Source organism: Anaerolineales bacterium (assembly GCA_015075625.1).
Classification (GTDB): Bacteria; Chloroflexota; Anaerolineae; order Aggregatilineales; family UBA2796; genus UBA2796.
Window position 1 is genome coordinate 534,451 of sequence record JABTTZ010000003.1, and the last position, 21,193, is coordinate 555,643.

Sequence of the window (21,193 nt, forward strand, 5' to 3'; positions counted from 1 at the left end):
GCAGTGTCATTTTCGTAGGGGCGACAAGCCTTGCGCCCAGCGCTGTCCGTGAACGCCCGCCGCTAAAGCAGCGGGCTAGGAGTAACCACCCCTGCGGGGCTTGCCCCTATACCGGAGAGAAGGATTCTCTCCCCCTTTCCCTATCTACGAGGAAAGGCGACTGCTCCGCAGTAACCGGGGGGATAGGGGTTCTGAACCAAAACCCTCACCACCCCCCCAAGTTGGGACGCCATGCCTTGCGCCCAGCGCTGTCCGTGAACGCCCCTACTTCAGGCGGATCAACTGAACTTGGATATTTCCCCCCACCCCGGCACGCACCTTCACCTTGTACAAACCAATCGAATGATCATTGTTGTAGGCGGCTTTAAGCTGTGAGTTGTAGAAATCCTCATACGTTTTGCCATAGCCACGATCATTCAAGATGAATTTCACATTGGCGTGGTTGAAAATCCCATTTTCGCTATAAGCAACGGCATCGCGCATGGCATATTCGCGGGTGTGCGCCCGAATTTCGGTGTTCACCGATTCTTGGAGGATCGCTTGCATCCGGTTGACCGCTCCGGCGGATAAGAGATCGCCCGTACCGGGGGCGTTCATGCGCCCTGCCTGATAATCATAAGCGTGCTGCATTTCGTGGGCGATTGTGCGGGCAAGCATCATCGCGTTGCCCGGAGCGTAAAGGCGTGCCGTAGAGACGGTGATCGTGCGGCTGGCATTGTCCGTCTGCCCGGCGGCATCGCTCACATTGGCAAAGGTAACCGTCCATGAGCGGTGTGCGGGCGCGTGAGGATCGCCAATCGACGTCCCATCGGGCAAGGTGAAACGCATTCCGGCGTTTGTAATGTCGTTGACAAGCGCCGCCCCTGCCGCCGAATTGTTGATGTGGTTTACTGCGGTGGGAATATTATCCATCAGAGAGCGGCGCACATCGGTAGTGAACACGCTTCCGAAGGTATCTCGCACATCGGAGAAAACACTGTCGTTCTTCAGGTTGGCAACAAGGGGACGATTTGCCAAAAAGGTCTCTGGCTGCCCCTGAAAGAGCCGCCCCGCCTCGTCTTCCGCCTCTTGAAAGGCTTGGACAATCTTCCGTGTGGCGCTTATCGCCTCTGTCAGAACACCTTGAAGGCGTTTCAACCCAGGCAAAACAAGATCGTTCATTTCCTTTAGGTAGGTCTGCGCCCCTTTGCCCACCCATGCGCCCTCAGAGATGGTTTGGCTAATTTTGGTGAGTGCTTCGATGAGGTTTTGAACACCATCCGCCCGCCGCTTGAAAAGCGCACTAATCGCTGTTAATTTTTCGTAATCCGCTTGAATCTTTCGCGCTGGCATCGTCTGTGAACTCCCTCCTAACTGTAAATACTACCCCGCTTTTTCGTGCTGACGGATCGCCCCAAATAAAAACAGGGGGCAAGTTGCCCCCTGTTTTTCGCAAACTGTTATATCTTTGTGATTAGCTCTTTACGCCTTCGCGTTCAACGATCTCCATCTTATGTCCCTGATCACCCTTCTTCCAGGTGATTTTGGGGATAATCGCATCGGGGATCACGCGATCTTTGTACTGGATGATGCGCTTGATCATGCTGTTGACCAGTTCGTCCGAGAGGTAGTGCGGTTTCAAGCCAAGATCAAGCAGGCGTGTATGTTTGGCGTTGTAGTAGTGTTCTTCCATCTCAACGCGGGGGTTCTCGTAGTGAGCAACTTCCACATTTAGCCCAAGCGCCTTCCCTGCATCGCGAATCTTATGGGCAAGGTCGCGGACGGAGAACTGCTCAGTAAATTGGTTAAAGACGCGGAATTCCTTTGCCGCTGGCGGGTTCATTGTCGTCAGTTCGACGCATTGCAGCGTATCGCGGACGTTTAGGTAACCGCGTGTTTGCCCACCTTTTCCGTAGATGGTGAGGGGTATTCCCAAGACAGCTTGGACACAAAAGCGATTGAGCGCTGTGCCGAACGCTTCATCATAATCAAAGCGCGTCGTCAAACGTTCGTCCATGTCGCCTTCTTCGGTGGCAATACCGTAGACAACACCCTGATTCAAATCTGTAGAGCGCAAACCCCAGATACGACAGGCGAAATGAATATTATGTGTATCGTGGACTTTCGTCAGGTGGTACATCGACCCCGGTTGTTTTGGGAAGGGAAGGCGGTCTTTGCGCCCGTTGATCTCCAGATCGAGCCAGCCTTCCTCAATATCAATGTTCGGCGTGCCGTACTCGCCCATTGTCCCCAACTTCACCAGATGGGCATCGGGGGTGTGGTCGCGCATGGCATAGAGGACATGCAGGTTGCCAATCACGTTGTTTTGGTGGGTGAAGACGGCGTGATGGACATCGATCATGGAGTAGGGGGCGCTAGGGATTTCCCCGTAATGAATCACCGTTTCGGGGCGAAATTCGCGGAAAATATGATCGACAAACGCCCAATTCTGAAGATCGCCAATATAGCTGGCAATGTGTTTGCCGGTGAGGTCTTTCCATACCTTAAGACGTTCGGGCAGGGGGCGGATGGGGGTCAGACTGTCTGTGCCGCGTTCCATATGCAGGCGGCGGCGCAGATAGTTATCGACGACGGCAACCTCATGCCCGCGTTTCGAGAAATGCATGGCGGTACTCCAACCGAGGTAGCCATCGCCGCCGAGAATCAAAATACGCATGGGTTCGTATGCTCCGTTTATAGTGTTTCGTGATTTAGTCTTGGTTGTCTTGTGTTTATCTCATCTGCCGTTACAAACCCCGCCGAGGCAAAGGGGTTGCCGTGCTTAGTAGTATGAATTCTCACACAGTTCGCCCAAAGAGGGTAGGGCGAACCGCGTTTTGTGAATGTATGCCGTAGGGGGTTGCTCAGCGGCGTGTGGCGAGCAGCCGCTCATCAATGACGGCGACAAGTGCCTGATGTTCTTCCCACCAGGTGGGGTCTTTTTGGGCGTCCAGTTCCTCTACCGTCTTGCCTTGCTGTTCAACCCATGTGTAATACTTCAGGTTGTGCCAGCGGGCGCGTGCATTTCGCGTCCCATCTTGCACCCAATCTGGGGCGCAGCCATAAAAAACACCCTCCACGCGCCCCACTGCCGCCGCCTCGTCCAGCCACCCGTAAGCGCCGCGCATAGCGTCCATGACGCTGTGATAGCGATCCAGCCCATCGGTAGCAATGGTGGCAACGACCTGCCCTTTGCCCAAGCCGTAATACTTCGCCGTTTTAATCGCGCCGAGGACGTTACACACACCCGAAATGCCGAAGGCGTGCGCCAAAACATTCACCACCGCCGGATCAACCCCATAGCGGCGGATCAATGTCTCTTGTCCAGTTTCCTCGGCAAATAGCTGCAGCCCCTTTTTACACGCCATGTCGTCAATGCACATCAGGGCATCCATGTTATTCACATTGTGAATCCATGTCACATGCTTATCCCCAATGCCTTGAATATCGTGCGTGCCGTAGCCATTGTTGTAAAGGGTGGGACATTGGATCGGCTCTAGCCCAACGATGCGGTGTCCGGGGAAGGCTTGTTTCAGGCAATCTCCGGCGGCAATTGTCCCCGCGCTGCCCATTGCCGAGCAAAAAGCATCCATGCGCCCGTTTCCAATACCGCGTTCTTGCAAAATGGCGGCGAGTTCAACAAGGGTATTTCCGGTCACATGGTAATGAAAGCGGTAGTTCCCCATGACCTCAAACTGATTCAGGATGCGGATGGTGGGGTCCGCCGCCCGCAGTTCTTTCGTTTTATCGTAAATTTCTTTGACATTGCTTTCTGACCCAACAGTTTTGATCACCCGTCCACCGTAGCCTTCGATGCGCTCAAAGCGTTCGCGGCTCATCCCTTCGGGCAGCACAACGACGCTCTGGCAGCCCATTCGCCCGCCGACCCATGCCCCACCAATGCCATAATTTCCGGTGGAGGGCCACACAAGGGTATGCTTCGTCGGATCCACTTCGCCAAAAAGCGTTTTTTCGACTAGAACGGAATAAGCCGCCCCTACTTTGTGGCTTCCGGTGGGAAAGTGCTGCGCATAGAGGACGACAATCTCGCAATCTACGCCAGTGATGCTTTGGGGCAAGACAACGTGGTAAATCTCGTCGCTGGTGTCCCGCCAGGTGATGTTATAGAGATTGAGTGGGTCAAGCGGCGCATCGCGGAGCGCCGCTGCTGCTCGTTGGCGAAGGGCAGGGTCAATTTTTGCCGGATGGAGCATTTCTTCAAAGGTGGGTCCGCTGATCATGAGACTCTTTCTGAGGATGTGTGATTATTCGTCAAACAAACTGCGTTCAAGCGCTTTCATGCGGTTATAAATCAGATCACGCAAGTCGGCAAGTTCACGATAACGGACAAATTCCTCATCAGAGAGGTCTTCACTATGCCCCCCATGCAGTTGCAATAGGGCGTCAATCTGCTGATCGAGTGCCTCAAACTCAAGGCTTGCCTTATTATATTCCGCCGCCCGCGCCGCTGGCTCACTGGGCAAATCAGGCGGGTCGTGCGGGGTGGGGGTCGGGTTTGGACGGGCGCGGCGTCTCACGGGCGATCTCCCTGACCAATAGGACGAAATGATCTGAACAATCTGTTTGAACAATCTGTTTGTACTTTACAACGAAACGCTAACCTGCGCTATGCGGAAACCCTACGGATGGCGAATGATGCGCGTCTAAAATTGCCCCAGATGCACGCCTTCAACGGGCTGAAAATGCGCTCTGAGCGGCGATTCTCGATCTGGGAAGGGGCGCTCATCGCTTGCCCAAACAAATCACAGATATATCTTAAAAAGGTATAGAATCTCTCAAGAGATAGAAAAAATACTATAATCGAAACGACTTGGGTTGCTATGTGTGGGGGTGATGTATGGACACGGCAATTTTGGATTGGCAGCGTTTTGATACGATGTGGATTGCCGATAAAAATGAACTGTCGTTCTCTATCCGTTGGCTGAACGGCGGCTGGCATTGGCGGGCGATCTATTCGGTTGGCGCATCGGAGACAGCGCAGCTTGCCGGCGACAATAAACGCGATCAGCCGCAGGGCTATCTCTCTGCCCAAGATGCGATGCGAGCCGCCGAGCGCTGGTATCAGGTTTTGAGCGGGAATTGATTCATCGCTCCCTCATCGATGCCCCATCGTCTTCGCGTCCTTGCCTCCCATCCCGTTCAGTATCACGTCCCCTACTACCGTGCGCTGATCGCCGCCGGAATCGATCTGGCAGTAGGCTATTTTCACCCAGGCACAGCAGCGGGTGTCGCCTATGATCGCGGCTTTGGGCGTGCCTTTCGTTGGGATGTTGATCTGCTCTCTGGAGTCCCCCATCATTTTTTTTCTCAAACAAGCGGGGATTACTCGCGGCGGGCGCAGATGCGTGCCGCGCCTGCGCTGCTTCGCTGGGCGCTGGCTGAGCGGCGAACGCCGCTGCTCTTGGTAGGCTGGTTTGCCCCTCTTGCCTATGCCGCGTGGCTGGCGCGAACGGGACTGAGGATGCCCACCCTTCTGTTTACGGAAACAACCCCCCGCACCTGGGCGCGGCAGCCTAAACCCCGCTGGCGGGCGGCGCTCACCAGTGGGTTGTGTCGGCGGGCGGCGGCGTGCCTTGCCATTGGGACAGAAAATGCCCGCTTTTATAAAGAGCGCGGCGTCGCCCCGCAGCGAATTTTTCGCACCCCCTATAGCATTGACAATGAACGCTTTGCGGCGAGGGCAGCCACCCTTCGCCATGAGCGCCACGCCCTGTGTACCCAATATGGGCTTGATCCGGCACTTCCCACCTTTGTGTTCTGTGGGAAGTTTGAGCCGGTCAAACGCCCGCTGCTGCTTTTGGAGGCATACCTTGCGGCAGGGCTGGCGGAAAAAGCGCAGCTTGTTTATGTGGGCGATGGCGCTCTCCGCCCGGCATTGGCAGCGCGAATCGAGGCAGCGGGGGCAAAAAATGTCCACCTGATCGGCTTTTTGAATCAATCCGAGATGCCTGCCGCCTACGTCCTCGGTGAAGTGTTGTGTTTGGTCAGCGAGGCAGAGACGTGGGGGCTTGTCGTGAACGAGGCGCTCGCCTGCGGGCGTCCGGTGATCGTCACGGCGGGGGTTGGCTGCGCGGCGGATTTGGTGGATGGGGCGAACGGGTGGCGCAGCCCGCAGCCCTCACCACATGACGGCGCGATTCCACCGGGATACCCCAACCAGGGAGCAATTCACGCGCTGGCGAAGACGCTCCAAAAAGCATGGGGCGCCCGTGATCAATGGGAGCGCATGGGCGCGGCGGGTCAGGTGCGGGTGGCGGCGCACACCTTCACACAGATGGCACAGGGGACGGTGGCAGCGTTAGAATTTCTAAGGACGAATTACTGAGATGATGAACCACCATGATCCCCACAACCTGCTCCCACTGCGGCGCACCCTTACCCGATCAGACTCAGGGTGAGAACACTTGTGATGCCTACCTTCATCAGATGCTCTTTTGGGAACAAGAAACCCCCATACTTGGTGTTGTCCATCACCTTATGGTGCTGTGCTACCACCTTCAACACCCTCACCACTATTCCACAGCGGGGCTTGCCCACGCGAAAACGCTCTTAAAATCCTTTTTAGCGGGCGAAAGCACGGAAACCATTCGCCGCCGCCAGCGAGAAGCCGTGAATTCCAGCAAGCGGCGCTGGACGGTGACGGCGCGAGCGGGCGACGAGGGGCGCTATGATCCGCCTGTCGCTTGGTCATATCGGGCGGCGGATGTCGTCGCGGCGGGCAAAGAGGCTTACATCGCCAGTGTGCGGGCGTGGGCGGCAGCGCTGCAGGATGATCTCCACACGTCAGGGCATTGGGAATAAATGCGCCATCGTCTGCGGGCTGGTTTTGGATTGACGGGTGTGATCCTTGCCCTGAACCTAATCGTCACCCTGATCAGCGTCCCCATTTTCGTCCGGCATTGGGGCGAGGCAGCCTATGGCGAATGGGTTGCCCTGACCAACCTCACGCTCAGTCTGAGCCTGCTCCATTTTGGCGTTCAGAACTACGTCACAAACCGCCTGATCACCGCCTATAAAAATGGTGATCTGCCCAACGGAACACGAGTCTTTCGGGCGGGTGTGCGCCTTTACACGCTTTTTGCCGCCACTGCCTGCCTGATCACAGTGGGGATTGCCGCTGCGCCGGAAACGCTCACCAGCCTACGCATCGTTGTGATACCCCCCGCCGAGGGGCAGGGAATCATCCTTTTACAAGGGGGGATGGTTGCCCTCGCGCTGGTTATTGGCTACCTCCTGATCGTCCTGATTGCCGTAGAGCGTTACCCTCGCCGCCTGCTCTACAGCATTGGGGAGATCGCCGCACGGGGCTATGCGCCGCTCATGGTTGCGCTTTTCGGCGGAACACCCCTCGGCGCGGCGACGGCGATGTTGGCATTAACCATCGGCTATGGCGTCCTCGGTGGGTGGGAGGTGCGCCGCCACTCGCCATTTCCGCTTGGCTGGCGGGGTGTCACCTGGGGGGAGGCGGCGCGATTACTTCCGCCCTCCTGTCAATTTTTCGCCGTCGCCCTCCTCCAAATGCTGATCACCTCCGGCGTCATTCTGATTTTGGCGTCGGCGGCAGGCGGGGAAGCGGTGGCAGCCTTCAACGCGGCGCTCATCCTGACGAACCTTGCCCGCAGCATCATCGGGCAGTTCTTGAACACGGTCTATCCAGAGGTGGCGGGGGTGGCGGCGACAGAGGCGGGGCGGGCGCGTCTGGCGGATTGGTATGTGGTGATCCTGAAATGGGCGTGCGCCGTCTGTTGGCTGGTAGCGGCGGGGGTGGCAGCCTTTGGAGTGGATGTCGTGCGGCTTTGGACGGGCAGCGACACGCTTTCTGATGGCGGGCTGAATCTGCTTTTAGCGTTGGCGTTGGCGCTCAATGCACCGTTGTTGGTGATTCGTATGTTTGGCTTTGCCCTTACTCGTCAAGGGGCGCTCCTCCGTGTGGAGGCGCTTGGCGCGGGAATTACCCTCACGGTGGGGATTGTCCTTGCGGCGGCAGATGGGGCACGGGGGATGGCGGCTGCCCTCTGTGTGGGGGGAATTATCGGGGCGCCCCTTGCTATTTGGGTGGGGGCGCGTTGGACGGAAACATCTGCCCGCCGTTTGCGGCGTGAACTCTGGCGGGGCTTGCCCATTGCCGCGCTCGTTTTTGGTTTGAGTCCCGTCCTCGCGCTGACATCGGGAATTGTCACCCGCGCCGCCCTCCTCGTGGCGATGAGTGCAGTGGGGGCGGTGTGGCTGAGAACAGGCGTGTCGAGAGAGACATAACCCCAGAACAACCGACACTCTAGGTTCTGTTGACAGTGTAATTCCCGTAGGGGCGCCATGCCTTGCGCCCAGCGCCGCCTGTGAGCGCCCGCCGCTAAAGCAGCGAGCTAGGCACAGCCACCCCTTCGGGGCTTGGAAACCCTAATCCCCACCCCATAAACAAAGAGAGGGACTCTCTCCCCCTTTCCCTGTCTACGGGGAAAGGCGGCAGGGGGATAGGGGTTCTGAACCAAAACGTCAACACAGCCTACTTTAGCAGAGACATGCCGCCTATCAACCGAATGGTTGATCCATCAGCCGCGTTTGGTTGACATCTCCTTCCACCCATCAGTATCTCAATTTTCAATCTGTAAGTTGATTTCAAATCGTCTCTATGCGCGTATTCTTAGCCTATTGCTCTGATAGCAATTGTGGCGCACCAGCAATCCTTCTAGCCGCAGATAATCAATCGAAATCAGGCAATTTTAAGGAGCAACGATGTCAAACGTAATTGAAGTCCACAATCTGCAAAAATCATACGGACACGTGGTCGCCGTTGGCGGGGTATCTTTCTCCGTTCAAAAGGGAGAAATCTTCAGTATTGTTGGACCCAACGGTGCCGGTAAAACGACAATCATCGAAACAATCATCGGGCTGCGCAAAGCGGATGGCGGTCAAATCTCGGTTTTAGGGCTTGATCCGCAGCAAGATGCACGAGAACTGAGCAATCGAATCGGTACACAATTGCAGCAGTCCGCCTTACCAGATCGTATGAAAGTGTGGGAAGCACTTGATCTGTACGCTTCATTTTATGAACGAACCATCCCCTGGGAACCCCTTCTTGAGCAGTGGGGATTAGGCGACAAACGCAACGCTCAATTTGCAAACCTATCCGGTGGGCAGAAGCAGCGGTTGTTCATTTGTCTGGCACTACTCAATGACCCGGAAATCGTCTTCCTCGATGAACTTACGACGGGGCTTGATCCGCAGTCGCGGCGGGCAACATGGGAGCTAGTCACCGCCATTCGCAACCAGGGCAAAACCGTCATGGTGATCTCACACTATATGGATGAAGTGGAAGAACTTGCTGATCGGGTGGCAATCATCGATCACGGACAACTCATCGCACTCGATACACCCGCCAACTTAATCGCTGAACTTCATGGCGAAACTAGGGTGCAATTCACTTCTTCAAACGGTTTTGAGCCAAATCAATTGAGCGGGGTGGAGGGGGTCACCTCAGTATCTCAGGATCAGAATCACATCATCGTGAGCGGTTATGGTCCACTTCTGGCACGGGTCGCAGCGACATTAGCTCAGCAGAATGTTACTCCTGCCGATTTGCGCGTGGATCATTCAAACCTTGAAGACGTATTTCTAGCATTGACTGGCAAGGCAATCAGAAGCTAAGTGTCTATCCGTAAATTATAGGTAACGTTTAGGGCAAACCCTCACCACCCTTATGTTGATGGCATTCAGGAAAAGATGCGGTGCTTGCCAAGTGTATCTTTCTTAGCACTACCCTGATTACAAGCCAAACCCGAACTTACGGATAGGTTCTAAGTCAATTTGGGGACACGTTTCAGCCATGTCTACACCCAATCTACCCAATGAAGGAGAAAATCATGAAAGCGTTTGTCAAACTCACTCATTCAGAATTGAAATTGCAGATGCGTGAACCTATGGCGGTCTTCTTTACCGTCGTATTCCCCGTCATGCTGCTTGTTCTATTCGGGACTATATTTGGAAATGAAGCCGATGAGCGATTAAGCGGATATGGTCGGATGGATCTTTCCGTACCGGGCTATATTGGCATGATTATTGGAACGATAGGTATGTTGGGTATTCCAGTAAGTTTAGCCAATTACCGTCACTTGGGCATTTTGCGGCGCTTGCGGGCTACGCCTGTTCAATCGGGAACGGTGTTATGGTCTCACGTTGTTACGCAGGTGGTCATTGCCTTCGTGGGTATTGCTCTATTGTTCGTGGCGGGGTTGGCATTTTATGATCTACGCGCACCGGATGGACACGCCATGATTATTCCAGCTATCGTGATTGGCGCACTCAGTTTCTTCGCGGTAGGGTTTGTCCTTGCCGGTGTCATGCCGACGGCACGAACAGCCCAGGCTGTAGGAATGGCAATCTTTTATCCGATGTTGTTCCTATCTGGCGCGGCGATGCCACGTTTCATCATGCCTGAGATCGTACAGGATATAAGCCAGTTGCTACCACTCACCCATGTCGTTATGCTGATCGAAGACTTGTGGCTGTACGGAACATGGAACTTAACCTCACTGACAGTCGTTGTAACGATGTTTGTCCTCGGACTGATTGTGTCCCGTCGCACATTCCGCTGGGAGTAACGTAAAATGGCGAATAGTCCACATAACGAACCGAGTAGACTGTGGTGAGCGACTCACCTCAAAACACGACGGATGTATGGGAAAAATTAGGTTGGCTATGGAATACACTGTTCTATCTAGCCATCCTAATCTCATCGATCTTTATGTTGACCGATGATGACCTGAATGCGCCGCTATGGGTGGGGTTACTGTTAGCGGCGATCCTGATCCTGTGGCACTGGCTTGGTCTAAAGGTAACGTTCAAAGGATATAGCACTTGGAACCAGCATATACGCCCACGATTTATAGTCATTATGGGCGATATCGTGCTTTGGTACGTGCTGCTTACAATCTCCCCTGCGTTTTATTTCGTCTTGTTTGGATTTGGACTGATCTTCTACCTTTTGCCGATCCCGTATGCTGTATTTGCTACGCTCAGCGTAATGACGGGGGTTATTTATAAGCAAGCTGCGGATAGTGGAGCAGGTCTAAGGTTAACTGACCCACTCATTTGGATCTTTGGGCTTACGGGTGTCAGCGCAGTTGCTATGGGGGTATGGATTTCAGCAATTGTTGGACAAAGCACCCGCCGCAAGGATTTAATCAATCAACTCGAACAGACTCAAGCCGAATTGGTCGCCTCCGAACACCGCAGCGGCATCCTAGAAGAACGACAACGCCTCGCCCGCGAAATTCACGACACACTCGCTCAGGGATTTACAAGTATTGTGATGCACTTAGAAGCTGCCGATCAAGCCCTTTCAGATAATCCAGATACGTTGAAGAAACATTTGGATCGCGCTAGGGAAACAGCACGAAACAGCTTAGACCAAGCGCGGCGTGTCGTACATGATTTGCGTCCAGACCTACTTGAACAGTTCTCATTGCCGGATGCCCTTAAGCGGGTTACGGATCGCTGGTCGGAGACAACCGATATAAAAGCCACCACCACCATCACAGGCGATCTTATCCCGCTACATCCTAATATCGAAGTCATTCTACTTCGGGCAGCACAGGAGAGCTTAACGAACATTCACAAACACGCGCACGCCACCAGCGTCCAGCTTACGGTCTCTTATATGGAGGATGTTATTATTCTGGATGTAAAAGATAATGGTATAGGGCTAAACAATGCCCCAAAGTCACCGCTATCAGGCGGCTACGGGCTAGGAGCAATGAAAGAGCGCGTGAAGCAGTATGGCGGTTCTGTGGAAGTCGAAAGTGAACCCGGAGAAGGCACCACAGTGGTTGTCACAATACCCCTATCGGATTGAACAATTAGGACTTACGCAGTTGAACGTGTTTCCCCTGTATTCATCGAAAAGGGCAGTTTGAGGGGGAAGTCCCCTCAAAACCTCTTTTTCCCTTCTTCCTCAGGGAGAAGGGGGTAGGGGGATAAGCGTACAAGTGCGTAACTCTTAACAATATCAGAGTACATATAAGCGTCGGAAAATATGGATACCATAAAGATACTGATTGCAGATGACCATCCAGTCGTTCGTGAAGGCTTAGCGGGGATGCTTGCGGGGCAGCCCGATTTTGAGGTAGTCGGTTTGGCAGCAGATGGTGAGGCTGCGGTGAACCTCTATACAGCGCTTCAACCTGATGTTGTGCTGATGGATTTACAGCTTCCCAAGCTCGATGGTGTTGGTGCTATCCACGCTATTCGCGAGGCGAATTCCGAGGCGAATATTCTTGTCCTCACGACCTATGATTCGGATGCCGATATTGTCCGTGCCATTGAAGCTGGCGCTACTGGCTATTTACTTAAGGACACTCCCCGAGAGGACTTGTTTCGTGCTATACGTGCCGTAGCCGCTGGCGATTCTGTACTCGCACCGACAGTGGCTAACCGTGTTATGTCCCGGCTGCGCACCCCGACAGAAGAGAAGCTGAGCGCACGTGAGATTGAAGTGTTGGAATTGGTAGCAAAGGGCGCAAGCAACAAAGAAATCAGCAAATCAATGAGCATTAGTGTCGCCACTGTCAAAACGCATCTTATCCATATTTATGGCAAATTAGGCGTGGATGATCGCACCGCTGCGGTCACAACCGCACTTGAGCAACGTATCATTACCTTGAATCGGTGAAAGATGGGAATTGCCGGCATGGAAGAAACGGCTATCTCGAACGCTCCGCCACCGTCCGCCCTACTCCCAACTCACCCCGCAGACGAAGACCAACTCGACATCAACCCACATCCATTCGCCACCCGTCCCATCGTGGCAAAGGGGGTCGCCACCACCGCCGAAGGGTGGCGTGGGAGTCCGTGTAGGGGTTGAGGTGGGAGTTGCCGTTGAGGTTTTCGATGGGCTTGGCGTTGGGGTTGCTGTGGGGGCGAGGGCGGTTTGGGTGTTGAAGTACCTTTGTGTAGATTTAGCATCATTCGTAAGCCAAGATCGTACATACGCCTAATGTGAAAGGGAAAAGGCTTGTAGATCAAAACCAAAGTGACGGGCGAGCAGATGCTTGAGAACTAAATGAGTGACTTTGAGGGTAAGGCGGGCGGTCAAGCCACGCACGGTATTGGCATGTAAGCGCTCAAGGTTGCGTCGGGTGTTCTGGAGTTGGTGAAAGGCACCTTCGATACGCTCGCGTGCGCTAGCGAGGAGCGCATCCAGCAGGGGATGATTTTGGTGGGCTTGGTTTGCCCTTCAACAACACCCGTCCTTCCCGTTGATACCAATCGTCCACCAGCATATAAATCGTAGTAAAAAGCCTTTCCAAGTCTATCCTTGTCATGGGAATGGATCCGATTGACTGTAGACGTACCTTCAATCTTGCGACCTATTCCCCTTTTCGTCAACTTCATTCCACACCAGACGTTTCGGTGCATTTGTTTACCCTACGTCAGTCCTATTTCTATAGATTAATAGGGGGTAACTCCTCGCAGCGGGGGGGCAAACGTGCGGTAAAATACCGCTCATGAATACATCGAACAAAGCTATCCTCCCCATTCGCCGTCGATTGGTCGCTAGTTTGGCGGCACTGCTCCTATTCGGACTTTTCACCGTAGGGGGATTCGCCCTGTACAACGCGAATCCCCCGGTGTGGCATTCTTTTCCCTCCATTGGCTATGGTGTTCATGCCTTCCTGTGGTGGGACGAAACAACCCGCGTCCGCGATCTGGAATTCATACGCCAGATGCGCTTTCAGTATGTGAAACAAATTTTTGGTTGGAAAGATATTTTCCCCGCGCCAAACCTACCGGCGGCATGGACGCATGCTGATGTCCTGATGGACGAAGCGGATTACCGAGGGATTCAGGTGATTGCCCGCTTGGGCAAACCACCTGAATCAGCCATCCGCCCCGCCGGACACGCCCTAGAAATGCCGCCATTTGACGAAACTGCCTTCGGTGAATTCTGTGGGGCGGTGGCGGCGCGTTACAAAGGGCGCATCAAGGGCTATCAGGTTTGGAACGAACCGAACTTGGATCGGGAATGGGGAGATCGCCCCCCGAATGCCGCCGCGTATGTGAAACTGCTGGCGGCGTGCCATACTGCTATTAAACGTGTCGATCCCGCTGCTGTCGTGATCACAGCGGGGCTTGCCCCTACCGGAACATGGACAGAACAGGCTATTCCCGACGACATTTACCTAAAGGCGATGTACGCGGCGGGGGCAGCGGGCTATTATGATGTGTTGGGGGTGAACGCGCCGGGCTATAAATCGCCACCGGAAACCGCACCAGACGATCCTGCTCTGAATGGGCAGCGCTGGCAAGCCTTTCGCCACGTTGAGGACATTCGCCAGATCATGCGCGATCAAGGTGAGGGACATAAACAGATCGCCATTTTGGAGATGGGCTGGACAGTGGATGACCGCGACACGATTACAACCCCAACAGGGGAGGTGATTCCCAACCCCTACCGCTGGCACGCTGTGACCGAATCAGAGCAGGCAGATTACCTTGTCCGGGCGTATGATTATGCCGGAAAACACTGGCGTCCATGGATCAGTCTGATGATCACGATTTACATTGCTGATATAAGCTGGACAGCAGAGAACGAAGAATACTGGTGGGCGTTGACGCTCCCCGGTTACACCCCCTTGGTGCGGGAATCGTTCATTGCGCTGGCAAACAGCGCCCGCTATATCAACGACGCTGTTACCCCCCCCATCGGCGGAGCGGATAACCCCTACCAACCCCTGCCGCCGCGCCCAACGGGCACACCAAAATGACCGCTTATAGGCGTACCATGTCCCGATGAATCCTGATGTGCGTAGCCCGATGCCGCTTGAGACGCCCGCTTGCCCGCTCTGTGGAACGGCGGACTATGTGACGGTGGTACACACCCTCTCCGTGCGTGATCCACGCCCCGCCGTGAGCGCCACCTACCCTTTACAGCTTGTTCGCTGCCAACGCTGTACGATGGTTTACCTCTCGCCACGCCCCATCCAAGCGGTAATGGGTTGGTTCTATCCTGAGGAAACCTACCATGCCCACCAGACTTCGAGGGGCATCAAAGGGGCGATCAGCGCATGGCGCACACACGGGGCGGCAAAAGCCATCTTACGTGGGGTATCCGGCACTGCCCATGTGTTAGAGGTGGGCTGTGGACGAGGTGAACTGCTTGCTGCGCTCCGCCAAAGAGGAGCGCTAGTTATGGGCATTGAGCCTGGGCGTGGGGCAGCCGCAGCCGCCCTTGAGCAAGGGTTGGATGTTCATCTAGGGACGGTGGAAACTGTCCCTCTCCCCCGCGCCACATTTGACCGGATCATCATGAAATATGCCCTCGAACATGTCCCCGATCCGCTTAATACATTGCGCCGCTTGGCCGCGGCATTGAAGCCCAACGGGACGATTACCTTGTGGCTGCCGAACGCTGATTCATGGGAGGCTCATTTTTTTGGGGCAGATTGGCGAGGCTATGACCCACCGCGCCACCTGACGATCTTCACCCCAGCAACAATCGAACAATGCTGCTTAGAGGCGGGGTTGCGTGTTACAGCGCTTACCTACAGCCCTGTCCCTAACGATTGGGCGGGGAGTGCGCGAATTCGTCAGACGAGCGAGCGTCCGCCCTGGTCGGGGGCGATGGGAAGTGCAGCGGGGTTGGCACTCTGGTTTCCGCTCAGCCTCTTGGCGGCATTCATGCGCCGCGCTGGTCGGATGCGCGTTGTGTGCAGCCACTCCGCTTAATTAGTTGGCACTCAGGCATCGTCGGAGTCATCGTCCTGTAATTTTTTCGTCGTCCCCCGCAGCAGAGGAATATCCGCCACCAACCAATTATCGCGCTGGCGCTGCTCAAGGTTAATCTCCACCTTGTCGCGGGCGATCTTCACATATTTGGAGATGACGGCAAGGATTTCTTCTTTCATCTCTTGCAGTTGCTCTGGTGTCAGGTCGGCACGATCCGTGACAAGAACAAGCTGCAACCGTTCTTTCGCCGTCTGCGCACTTCCCTGATTGCGCCGTCCGAGCAGACGTTCCCAAAATCCCGGCATAATGGTGACTCCCTTCCCGCCTACTGACCGCTGAACAGCTTGGAGAGGCGCCGCAGAAAGCCGCCCTGTGCTGCCCCACTACGTCCCCCATGAAGGGGAATCGATTCGCCCATCAAGCGGCGGGCAATCTGCTGAAAGGCTGCACCGGCTTTCGATGTCAGGTCAGGTGTACCCTTGTTGCCAGCGATCAAGACATTCTCATCATCAGGGACGATCCCAATTAGATCAATGGAGAGCATATCGCGCACATCGTCTTCAGAGAGCATCTCCCCTCGGCGCATCATCTCTTGTTTTGCGCGATTGATAATCAACCGTATTTGGGGCGGCTTTGGCTCAATTGCCTCCAACAACCCGATGACCCGATCCGCATCCCGAACAGCGGAGACTTCAGGATTCGTCACCACCAAGACTTCACGAGCAGGAGTCACGGCGTTCTTGAAGCCGCGTTCGATCCCCGCCGGACTGTCGATCAGGATGAAATCGTACCGAGGACGCGCCATCTCCATATTGGCATCCTCCTCGCGCAGCGCCTCAAGGTCGCGGACGATGCCCACCATCTGTGTGGGACTGACCGCCGTCTTATCACGGTCTTGTGCCGCCGGAATCACCGAGAGGTTGGGGAATACCTTGTGCCGGATGATCGCTTGAGGCAATTGGACACGCCCTTCGACCACATCGACCAGATCGTGGCGGATGCGGTTTTCCACGCCCAAAATGAGGTCAAGGTTGCGCAAGCCAATATCGGCATCAATGCAGATAACGCGCTGGTTCAGCCCAACCAGCGCCGCCGATAGATTGGCGGTGACGGTGGTTTTTCCCACGCCCCCTTTGCCACTGGTGATTGTAATGACACGCGCCACAAGGTCCCCCTTCAGCTTGTCCTCAAGATGCCCCATTCACAGCGATCCGGCTGTATGCCTAACCTTCCCACGACTCAGCAATGATCCGCCCCCCCCGCACAAGGGCAATCTCTGGGCGCGGGCGACGGCGTTTTTCGGGCGGCGAGACGGTGATGTATCCCGCTATCCGTAACTGTGTTGGGGCAAGGTCAAGGGCGCACACAAACGCCGTTTCATCGCCAAGCGCCCCGGCATGAACCAAACCACGAATTCGCCCCCAGACAATGACGTTCCCACCAGCGATAATCTCTGCGCCGGGGTTCACATCACCAAACACAGTTACATGCCCTTCAAAGCGCACTGTCCGCCCATTGCGAAGTGTTTGATTGAGGAACATCCCCGCTGCGCCATGCACTTCCGAACTGACTTCTGGCGCTTCCAACCCCTCGGAGGCAGCGACCAAGGCGGTCTCTAGACGCATTTCACGGGCGGTCTTTTGCGTCGTCCCGCTGCTGCTGATGATTGCCCAAACGGTGATCTCGCGCCGCTGTAAGCCTAGCTTGATGCGCTCCATCTCGTGGGGCAGCACCGGGCGTCCACCAAGATCAAGGGCGACTCGCGCTCCCTTAAAAAAGCCCTGATTTTCATCAATCCGAGCCAGTAACCGATCTGCCAACGCATCCCATGATTCATCAGAGGTGAGCGTGATCAGCAACCCCTCCCGAATTCCTTTGATGGCAATGGCGTCGTCGCGTGCTGACATATCCTACGCTATCCTCTTGTTTCCGCTCAGGTGAGTTTAATTGTGAACAGACAGGGAGTCAAACCAACTCCCCCTATCATTATGAATTGCGCTATACTCCCCGTTTGATCTAGTTGATCAACCTGTTCTGCCAACGAATCGCCAACACGAGAGACATAGTTCCATGAGCAGCACACCATCCCTTGATGCGCTTGACGATCTGCGCCAACAAGTGCAGCAGTACCGTGACGAGCAAACCGTGTTGACCGAGATCAGCATCCGCCTTGCACGCGGCGGGGCATTGGATGCCCTTTTGCCCGATTGTGCGGCGGCAGCTTGGCGCGGCTTAAATGCCGAAGGAGTCCGTCTTTTGCTCAATGACGGAACAGCACACACAGCCGGAAGCGGTGCGGCGGGCATGGCAACCTATGATCGTGTTATAGGGGCAGCCATCAACGGCGACATGTTAGAGGTTACGGACAAAAACGCCCCCACCCCCGAATTGAGCCACGTTGTGCAAAGCTATCCAACGGTGCTTGCCTTTCCGCTGATGGCACATGGGGAACGCTATGGAACACTTTGGGCTGCCTATGGAAAAACACATCCAATCACCCCCGCAGAACGCTCCTTCGGCTTGATCCTGAGCGCCCATATTGCTGTTGCTATTGCCAACGCTCGTGCCTTTGAAGCAGCACGGCGCGGGCGTGGGCAAGTGGCTGCTATTCTTGCCAGCAGCGTTGACCCAATGATGGTTTGTACCTTAGACGGCATGATCACCCTTCTGAATCCGGCGGCAGAACAGGCATTTGGGATCAGCGCCTCAGAAGTCATGGGGAAACACATCGACAGCGTGATCAAAGACGCCGAGCCACTCGTCAATTTGCTCAAAGGCAGTGGCGCAGAGAGTATTGAATGGAGCAGCAGCACCGAACGGTTCTTTGCCCCGCGTGTTTCCGAGGTGCGCGATGACGGCGGCATGACTGGACGTGTCCTCGTTTTGCGCGACATCACACGGTATGTTCGTCTGCGCGAAAACCAAGCCGATTTCGCCAGTACCATTTCCCATGATATGCGCCTCCCGCTCACCTCGATGCGCGGTTGGCTAGATATGCTCCCTATGGCAGGGGCATTAAACGAACGGCAATCGGGGATGATTGAGAAGATTTACAGCGGCATTCTGCATATCAGCGATCTTGTGGAGAAAATTCACGATGCCAGCCGCTTCGATCCCGAAGGGAACTACGTCCTCAGCCGCGAGCCGATGGACATTGCCCAGATGGTGACGGATACCGCCAACACACACCGCCAGCCCGCCGAACAGAAAAAGCTCACCTTTACGCTGGATGTCGCCCCCGATCTTCCCGTTTTGATGCTGGATGAAGGGATGAAACGCGCCGTCAGCAACCTGATCGACAATGCCATTAAATACACCCCCGAAGGTGGCACAGTGACGATCAGTGCGAAACTTGCCGATGGAAAAGTAGCCATCAGCGTCAAAGATAGCGGTTTGGGTATTTCTGCCGAACATCAAACAAAGCTCTTTGAGCGGTTTTCCCGCGTCCGGCGTAAGGAATTCGAGCGCATCAAGGGTAGCGGTTTAGGGTTGTACAATGTCAAACGCATTGCCCAACGGCATTACGGAGACGCCACGCTGAAAAGCGCCGAGGGGAAAGGCAGCGAGTTCACGATCATCATCCCTCTTGAAGGTGAGAACCTGATCGGGGCAAGGTAGCGCCTAACCCCATGCCTATTCGCGTTCTCTCTGAGATTGTTGCTGCCCAGATTGCGGCGGGAGAGGTGGTTGAACGCCCCGCTTCCGTCGTTAAGGAATTGATCGAAAACGCCCTCGATGCTGGCGCACGCACCATCCGTGTGGAGATCGAAGGGGGCGGACGGCGGCTGATCCGCATCACCGATGACGGATCGGGTATTCCCGCTGATGAGATTGAAACCGCCTTCATCCGCCACGCCACCAGCAAACTCCAAACCATTGACGACCTCGATTCGATCCACACCCTCGGTTTTCGCGGGGAGGCATTGGCAAGCATTGCCGCCGTCGCCCATCTCACGGCGCTTTCGCGCACTATGACGGCGAGTGCCGGGGCGCGGCTGAAGATCGAAGGGGGGATGATCGCTGAGCGCGGCGCGGCGGGCGCACCTGTTGGCACGGTGATCACCGTTGAACATCTCTTTTACAACACGCCCGCTCGTCTCAAATTTTTGAAGGCGGATTCCACCGAACGCCGCCACATCGATACAATCCTTGCCCGCTACGCAATGGCGTACCCCAATGTTCGCTTCACTTTGTCCCAAGATGGGCGCGTCAGCTTTACCACGTCGGGAAACGGTGATCTTGCTGATGTCTTGGTGGAGGCATTGGGCTTGGAGATCATGCGCGATATGGTCGCTGTCTCACCCTTGCCGCCCCCCCGTCCCGATCTCCCAGAGATCGCCGTCTACGGGTACACCAGCCTTCCGCACCTTAACCGCAACACGCGGGGGCATATCACGCTCTTTGTCAACGGGCGCAGCATCCAAGACAGCAGCCTGACCTATGCCACTGCCCAAGCCTATCACACGCTGATGCCTGCGGATCGCTACCCGATCAGTGTCCTCTTGATCACCCTCGATCCCTCCGAGGTTGATGTGAACGTTCATCCGACGAAAGCCGAAGTGCGCTTTCGCTCCCCGGATGCAGTCTTTGGGGCGGTACAGCGTGCTGTTCGCCGTGTTGTGATCAGCCGTGCCACCGTTCCCACCTATGGCGGCGTGTCTCCCACCGACGCGGAGGGAATCGATACCCCTGCCCCATGGCGAACCGCCTCAGAAGGGATGTCTACCCCATCTGGGGCGACAAGCAACACCCCCGAACAGCTTGATTTTGAGTTTCCTTCCTACAGCGCCGGACGGTACGCCACACAGATCACCCCGCCCCGCGCAAAGACCGAGTACGAACCGCTCCGCGAGGAGGACATGCCGCCCGCTGACCTCCCCCGCCGGACGCTGCCGCCGATGCGCGTGATCGGACAGTTGGCGGCAACGTACATCCTCGCGGAGGGTCCCGCCGCCCTTTATCTTGTTGATCAGCACGCCGCGCACGAACGTATCCTCTATGAACAGTACATGCGTGAATTCCAAAGCCGTCAGATGGTGACGCAGCAGACCTTAGAGGGAATCACTGTCCAGTTGACGCCAGCATCGGCTCGCTTAGCGGAGGAATATGCCGCTTCTCTCAACGCGGTGGGCTTTGCCCTTGAGCCGTTTGGGGGGACCACCTATCGGATACGCGCCATTCCTGCTGCCCTTGCCCGCACCGATCCTGTCGAAGCCGTGATCGCCGTCTTGGGCGACTTGGAGCGCGGACTTCCCCCCGGAGAGCGCGAAATTGAAGGGCAAATTGTCAAAAAGGCGTGCAAGGCGGGGGCGATTAAAGCCGGACAAGTCCTCAGCTTTGAGGAGATGGGAACGCTCATGCGCCTTTTGGAGCGCTGCGAACACCCCCGCACCTGCCCACACGGACGTCCGACGATGATCCTACTCACCTCGGATCAATTGGCAAAGGAATTTGGGCGTACATAGAGCAG

At 55.6% G+C, this 21,193-nt stretch carries 20 protein-coding genes; 13 read left to right on the forward strand and 7 right to left on the reverse strand.

The window, feature by feature from the left end:
- Positions 1–264 precede the first annotated feature (264 nt).
- From HS103_16545 to HS103_16560, 4 genes are all read right to left on the reverse strand, one after another.
- Complete coding sequence (locus tag HS103_16545; protein ID MBE7514410.1) at positions 265–1,332, reverse strand: WXG100 family type VII secretion target; 1,068 nt, start codon at positions 1,330–1,332, stop codon at positions 265–267.
- A 121-nt stretch (positions 1,333–1,453) separates the two neighbouring features.
- Entirely contained in the window at positions 1,454–2,656 is a 1,203-nt protein-coding gene (locus tag HS103_16550; GenBank protein ID MBE7514411.1) for an NAD-dependent epimerase/dehydratase family protein, read from the reverse strand.
- Between the two features lie 187 nt (positions 2,657–2,843).
- Positions 2,844–4,220 carry a pyridoxal-phosphate dependent enzyme gene (locus HS103_16555; protein ID MBE7514412.1) on the reverse strand — a complete coding sequence of 459 codons (1,377 nt, stop codon included), beginning with the start codon at positions 4,218–4,220 and terminating at the stop codon, positions 2,844–2,846.
- A 24-nt stretch (positions 4,221–4,244) separates the two neighbouring features.
- Positions 4,245–4,517, reverse strand: a complete 273-nt coding sequence (locus HS103_16560; GenBank protein ID MBE7514413.1) for a hypothetical protein — start codon at positions 4,515–4,517, stop codon at positions 4,245–4,247.
- Positions 4,518–4,837: 320 nt separating this feature from the next.
- Here HS103_16560 and HS103_16565 point away from each other — a divergent pair, with 320 nt between their 5' ends.
- From HS103_16565 to HS103_16615, 11 genes are all read left to right on the forward strand, one after another.
- Complete coding sequence (locus tag HS103_16565) at positions 4,838–5,083, forward strand: hypothetical protein (GenBank protein ID MBE7514414.1); 246 nt, start codon at positions 4,838–4,840, stop codon at positions 5,081–5,083.
- A gap of 18 nt (positions 5,084–5,101) precedes the next feature.
- Positions 5,102–6,325 carry a glycosyltransferase family 4 protein gene (locus tag HS103_16570; GenBank protein MBE7514415.1) on the forward strand — a complete coding sequence of 408 codons (1,224 nt, stop codon included), beginning with the start codon at positions 5,102–5,104 and terminating at the stop codon, positions 6,323–6,325.
- A 14-nt stretch (positions 6,326–6,339) separates the two neighbouring features.
- On the forward strand, positions 6,340–6,801 hold the full coding sequence (locus tag HS103_16575) for a hypothetical protein (GenBank protein ID MBE7514416.1): 462 nt from the start codon (positions 6,340–6,342) through the stop codon (positions 6,799–6,801).
- Positions 6,802–8,256, forward strand: coding sequence for a hypothetical protein (locus HS103_16580; protein ID MBE7514417.1), 1,455 nt, complete (start codon positions 6,802–6,804; stop codon positions 8,254–8,256).
- A 477-nt stretch (positions 8,257–8,733) separates the two neighbouring features.
- Positions 8,734–9,645: an ABC transporter ATP-binding protein gene (locus HS103_16585; protein MBE7514418.1), complete on the forward strand. Its 912-nt coding sequence runs from the start codon at positions 8,734–8,736 to the stop codon at positions 9,643–9,645.
- A gap of 215 nt (positions 9,646–9,860) precedes the next feature.
- The gene (locus HS103_16590) at positions 9,861–10,598 is read left to right on the forward strand and encodes an ABC transporter permease (GenBank protein MBE7514419.1); all 738 of its coding nucleotides are present in this window, start codon (positions 9,861–9,863) and stop codon (positions 10,596–10,598) included.
- 44 nt (positions 10,599–10,642) lie between these two features.
- Positions 10,643–11,851 (forward strand): sensor histidine kinase, encoded by a 1,209-nt coding sequence (locus HS103_16595; protein ID MBE7514420.1) that lies wholly within the window; start codon positions 10,643–10,645, stop codon positions 11,849–11,851.
- A 180-nt stretch (positions 11,852–12,031) separates the two neighbouring features.
- Positions 12,032–12,667 carry a response regulator transcription factor gene (locus HS103_16600; protein ID MBE7514421.1) on the forward strand — a complete coding sequence of 212 codons (636 nt, stop codon included), beginning with the start codon at positions 12,032–12,034 and terminating at the stop codon, positions 12,665–12,667.
- Between the two features lie 18 nt (positions 12,668–12,685).
- Positions 12,686–12,859 carry a hypothetical protein gene (locus tag HS103_16605; GenBank protein ID MBE7514422.1) on the forward strand — a complete coding sequence of 58 codons (174 nt, stop codon included), beginning with the start codon at positions 12,686–12,688 and terminating at the stop codon, positions 12,857–12,859.
- Between the two features lie 643 nt (positions 12,860–13,502).
- A complete protein-coding gene (locus HS103_16610; protein MBE7514423.1) occupies positions 13,503–14,762 on the forward strand; it encodes a hypothetical protein in 1,260 nt (419 codons plus the stop codon).
- A 37-nt stretch (positions 14,763–14,799) separates the two neighbouring features.
- The gene (locus HS103_16615) at positions 14,800–15,723 is read left to right on the forward strand and encodes a class I SAM-dependent methyltransferase (protein MBE7514424.1); all 924 of its coding nucleotides are present in this window, start codon (positions 14,800–14,802) and stop codon (positions 15,721–15,723) included.
- An 11-nt stretch (positions 15,724–15,734) separates the two neighbouring features.
- On the opposite strand, the gene minE is transcribed toward HS103_16615, so the two are convergent.
- Genes minE through minC form a run of 3 tightly spaced genes read right to left on the reverse strand, consistent with a single transcriptional unit; the run spans position 15,735 to position 17,630 of the window.
- Positions 15,735–16,028: a cell division topological specificity factor MinE gene (minE, locus tag HS103_16620; protein MBE7514425.1), complete on the reverse strand. Its 294-nt coding sequence runs from the start codon at positions 16,026–16,028 to the stop codon at positions 15,735–15,737.
- 20 nt (positions 16,029–16,048) lie between these two features.
- Positions 16,049–16,888 (reverse strand): septum site-determining protein MinD, encoded by an 840-nt coding sequence (gene minD / locus HS103_16625; GenBank protein MBE7514426.1) that lies wholly within the window; start codon positions 16,886–16,888, stop codon positions 16,049–16,051.
- 58 nt (positions 16,889–16,946) lie between these two features.
- Positions 16,947–17,630 (reverse strand): septum site-determining protein MinC, encoded by a 684-nt coding sequence (gene minC, locus HS103_16630; protein ID MBE7514427.1) that lies wholly within the window; start codon positions 17,628–17,630, stop codon positions 16,947–16,949.
- Positions 17,631–17,793: 163 nt separating this feature from the next.
- Here minC and HS103_16635 point away from each other — a divergent pair, with 163 nt between their 5' ends.
- Together HS103_16635 and mutL are read left to right on the forward strand one after the other, a co-directional pair.
- The gene (locus tag HS103_16635) at positions 17,794–19,341 is read left to right on the forward strand and encodes a PAS domain S-box protein (protein ID MBE7514428.1); all 1,548 of its coding nucleotides are present in this window, start codon (positions 17,794–17,796) and stop codon (positions 19,339–19,341) included.
- Between the two features lie 11 nt (positions 19,342–19,352).
- Positions 19,353–21,188: a DNA mismatch repair endonuclease MutL gene (gene mutL, locus HS103_16640; GenBank protein MBE7514429.1), complete on the forward strand. Its 1,836-nt coding sequence runs from the start codon at positions 19,353–19,355 to the stop codon at positions 21,186–21,188.
- Positions 21,189–21,193 lie beyond the last annotated feature (5 nt).

Bases quoted from the DNA above. Each gene is read 5' to 3' on its own strand.
- HS103_16570 (MBE7514415.1), top strand. From the start codon at position 5,102: ATGCCCCATCGTCTTCGCGTCCTTGCCTCCCATCCCGTTCAGTATCAC.
- HS103_16600 (MBE7514421.1), top strand. From the start codon at position 12,032: ATGGATACCATAAAGATACTGATTGCAGATGACCATCCAGTCGTTCGT.
- mutL (MBE7514429.1), top strand. From the start codon at position 19,353: ATGCCTATTCGCGTTCTCTCTGAGATTGTTGCTGCCCAGATTGCGGCG.
- HS103_16605 (MBE7514422.1), top strand. From the start codon at position 12,686: ATGGAAGAAACGGCTATCTCGAACGCTCCGCCACCGTCCGCCCTACTC.
- HS103_16585 (MBE7514418.1), top strand. From the start codon at position 8,734: ATGTCAAACGTAATTGAAGTCCACAATCTGCAAAAATCATACGGACAC.
- HS103_16565 (MBE7514414.1), top strand. From the start codon at position 4,838: ATGGACACGGCAATTTTGGATTGGCAGCGTTTTGATACGATGTGGATT.
- HS103_16580 (MBE7514417.1), top strand. From the start codon at position 6,802: ATGCGCCATCGTCTGCGGGCTGGTTTTGGATTGACGGGTGTGATCCTT.
- HS103_16590 (MBE7514419.1), top strand. From the start codon at position 9,861: ATGAAAGCGTTTGTCAAACTCACTCATTCAGAATTGAAATTGCAGATG.
- HS103_16635 (MBE7514428.1), top strand. From the start codon at position 17,794: ATGAGCAGCACACCATCCCTTGATGCGCTTGACGATCTGCGCCAACAA.
- HS103_16545 (MBE7514410.1), bottom strand. From the start codon at position 1,332: ATGCCAGCGCGAAAGATTCAAGCGGATTACGAAAAATTAACAGCGATT.
- HS103_16555 (MBE7514412.1), bottom strand. From the start codon at position 4,220: ATGATCAGCGGACCCACCTTTGAAGAAATGCTCCATCCGGCAAAAATT.
- HS103_16575 (MBE7514416.1), top strand. From the start codon at position 6,340: ATGATCCCCACAACCTGCTCCCACTGCGGCGCACCCTTACCCGATCAG.
- minC (MBE7514427.1), bottom strand. From the start codon at position 17,630: ATGTCAGCACGCGACGACGCCATTGCCATCAAAGGAATTCGGGAGGGG.
- HS103_16550 (MBE7514411.1), bottom strand. From the start codon at position 2,656: ATGCGTATTTTGATTCTCGGCGGCGATGGCTACCTCGGTTGGAGTACC.
- minE (MBE7514425.1), bottom strand. From the start codon at position 16,028: ATGCCGGGATTTTGGGAACGTCTGCTCGGACGGCGCAATCAGGGAAGT.
- HS103_16610 (MBE7514423.1), top strand. From the start codon at position 13,503: ATGAATACATCGAACAAAGCTATCCTCCCCATTCGCCGTCGATTGGTC.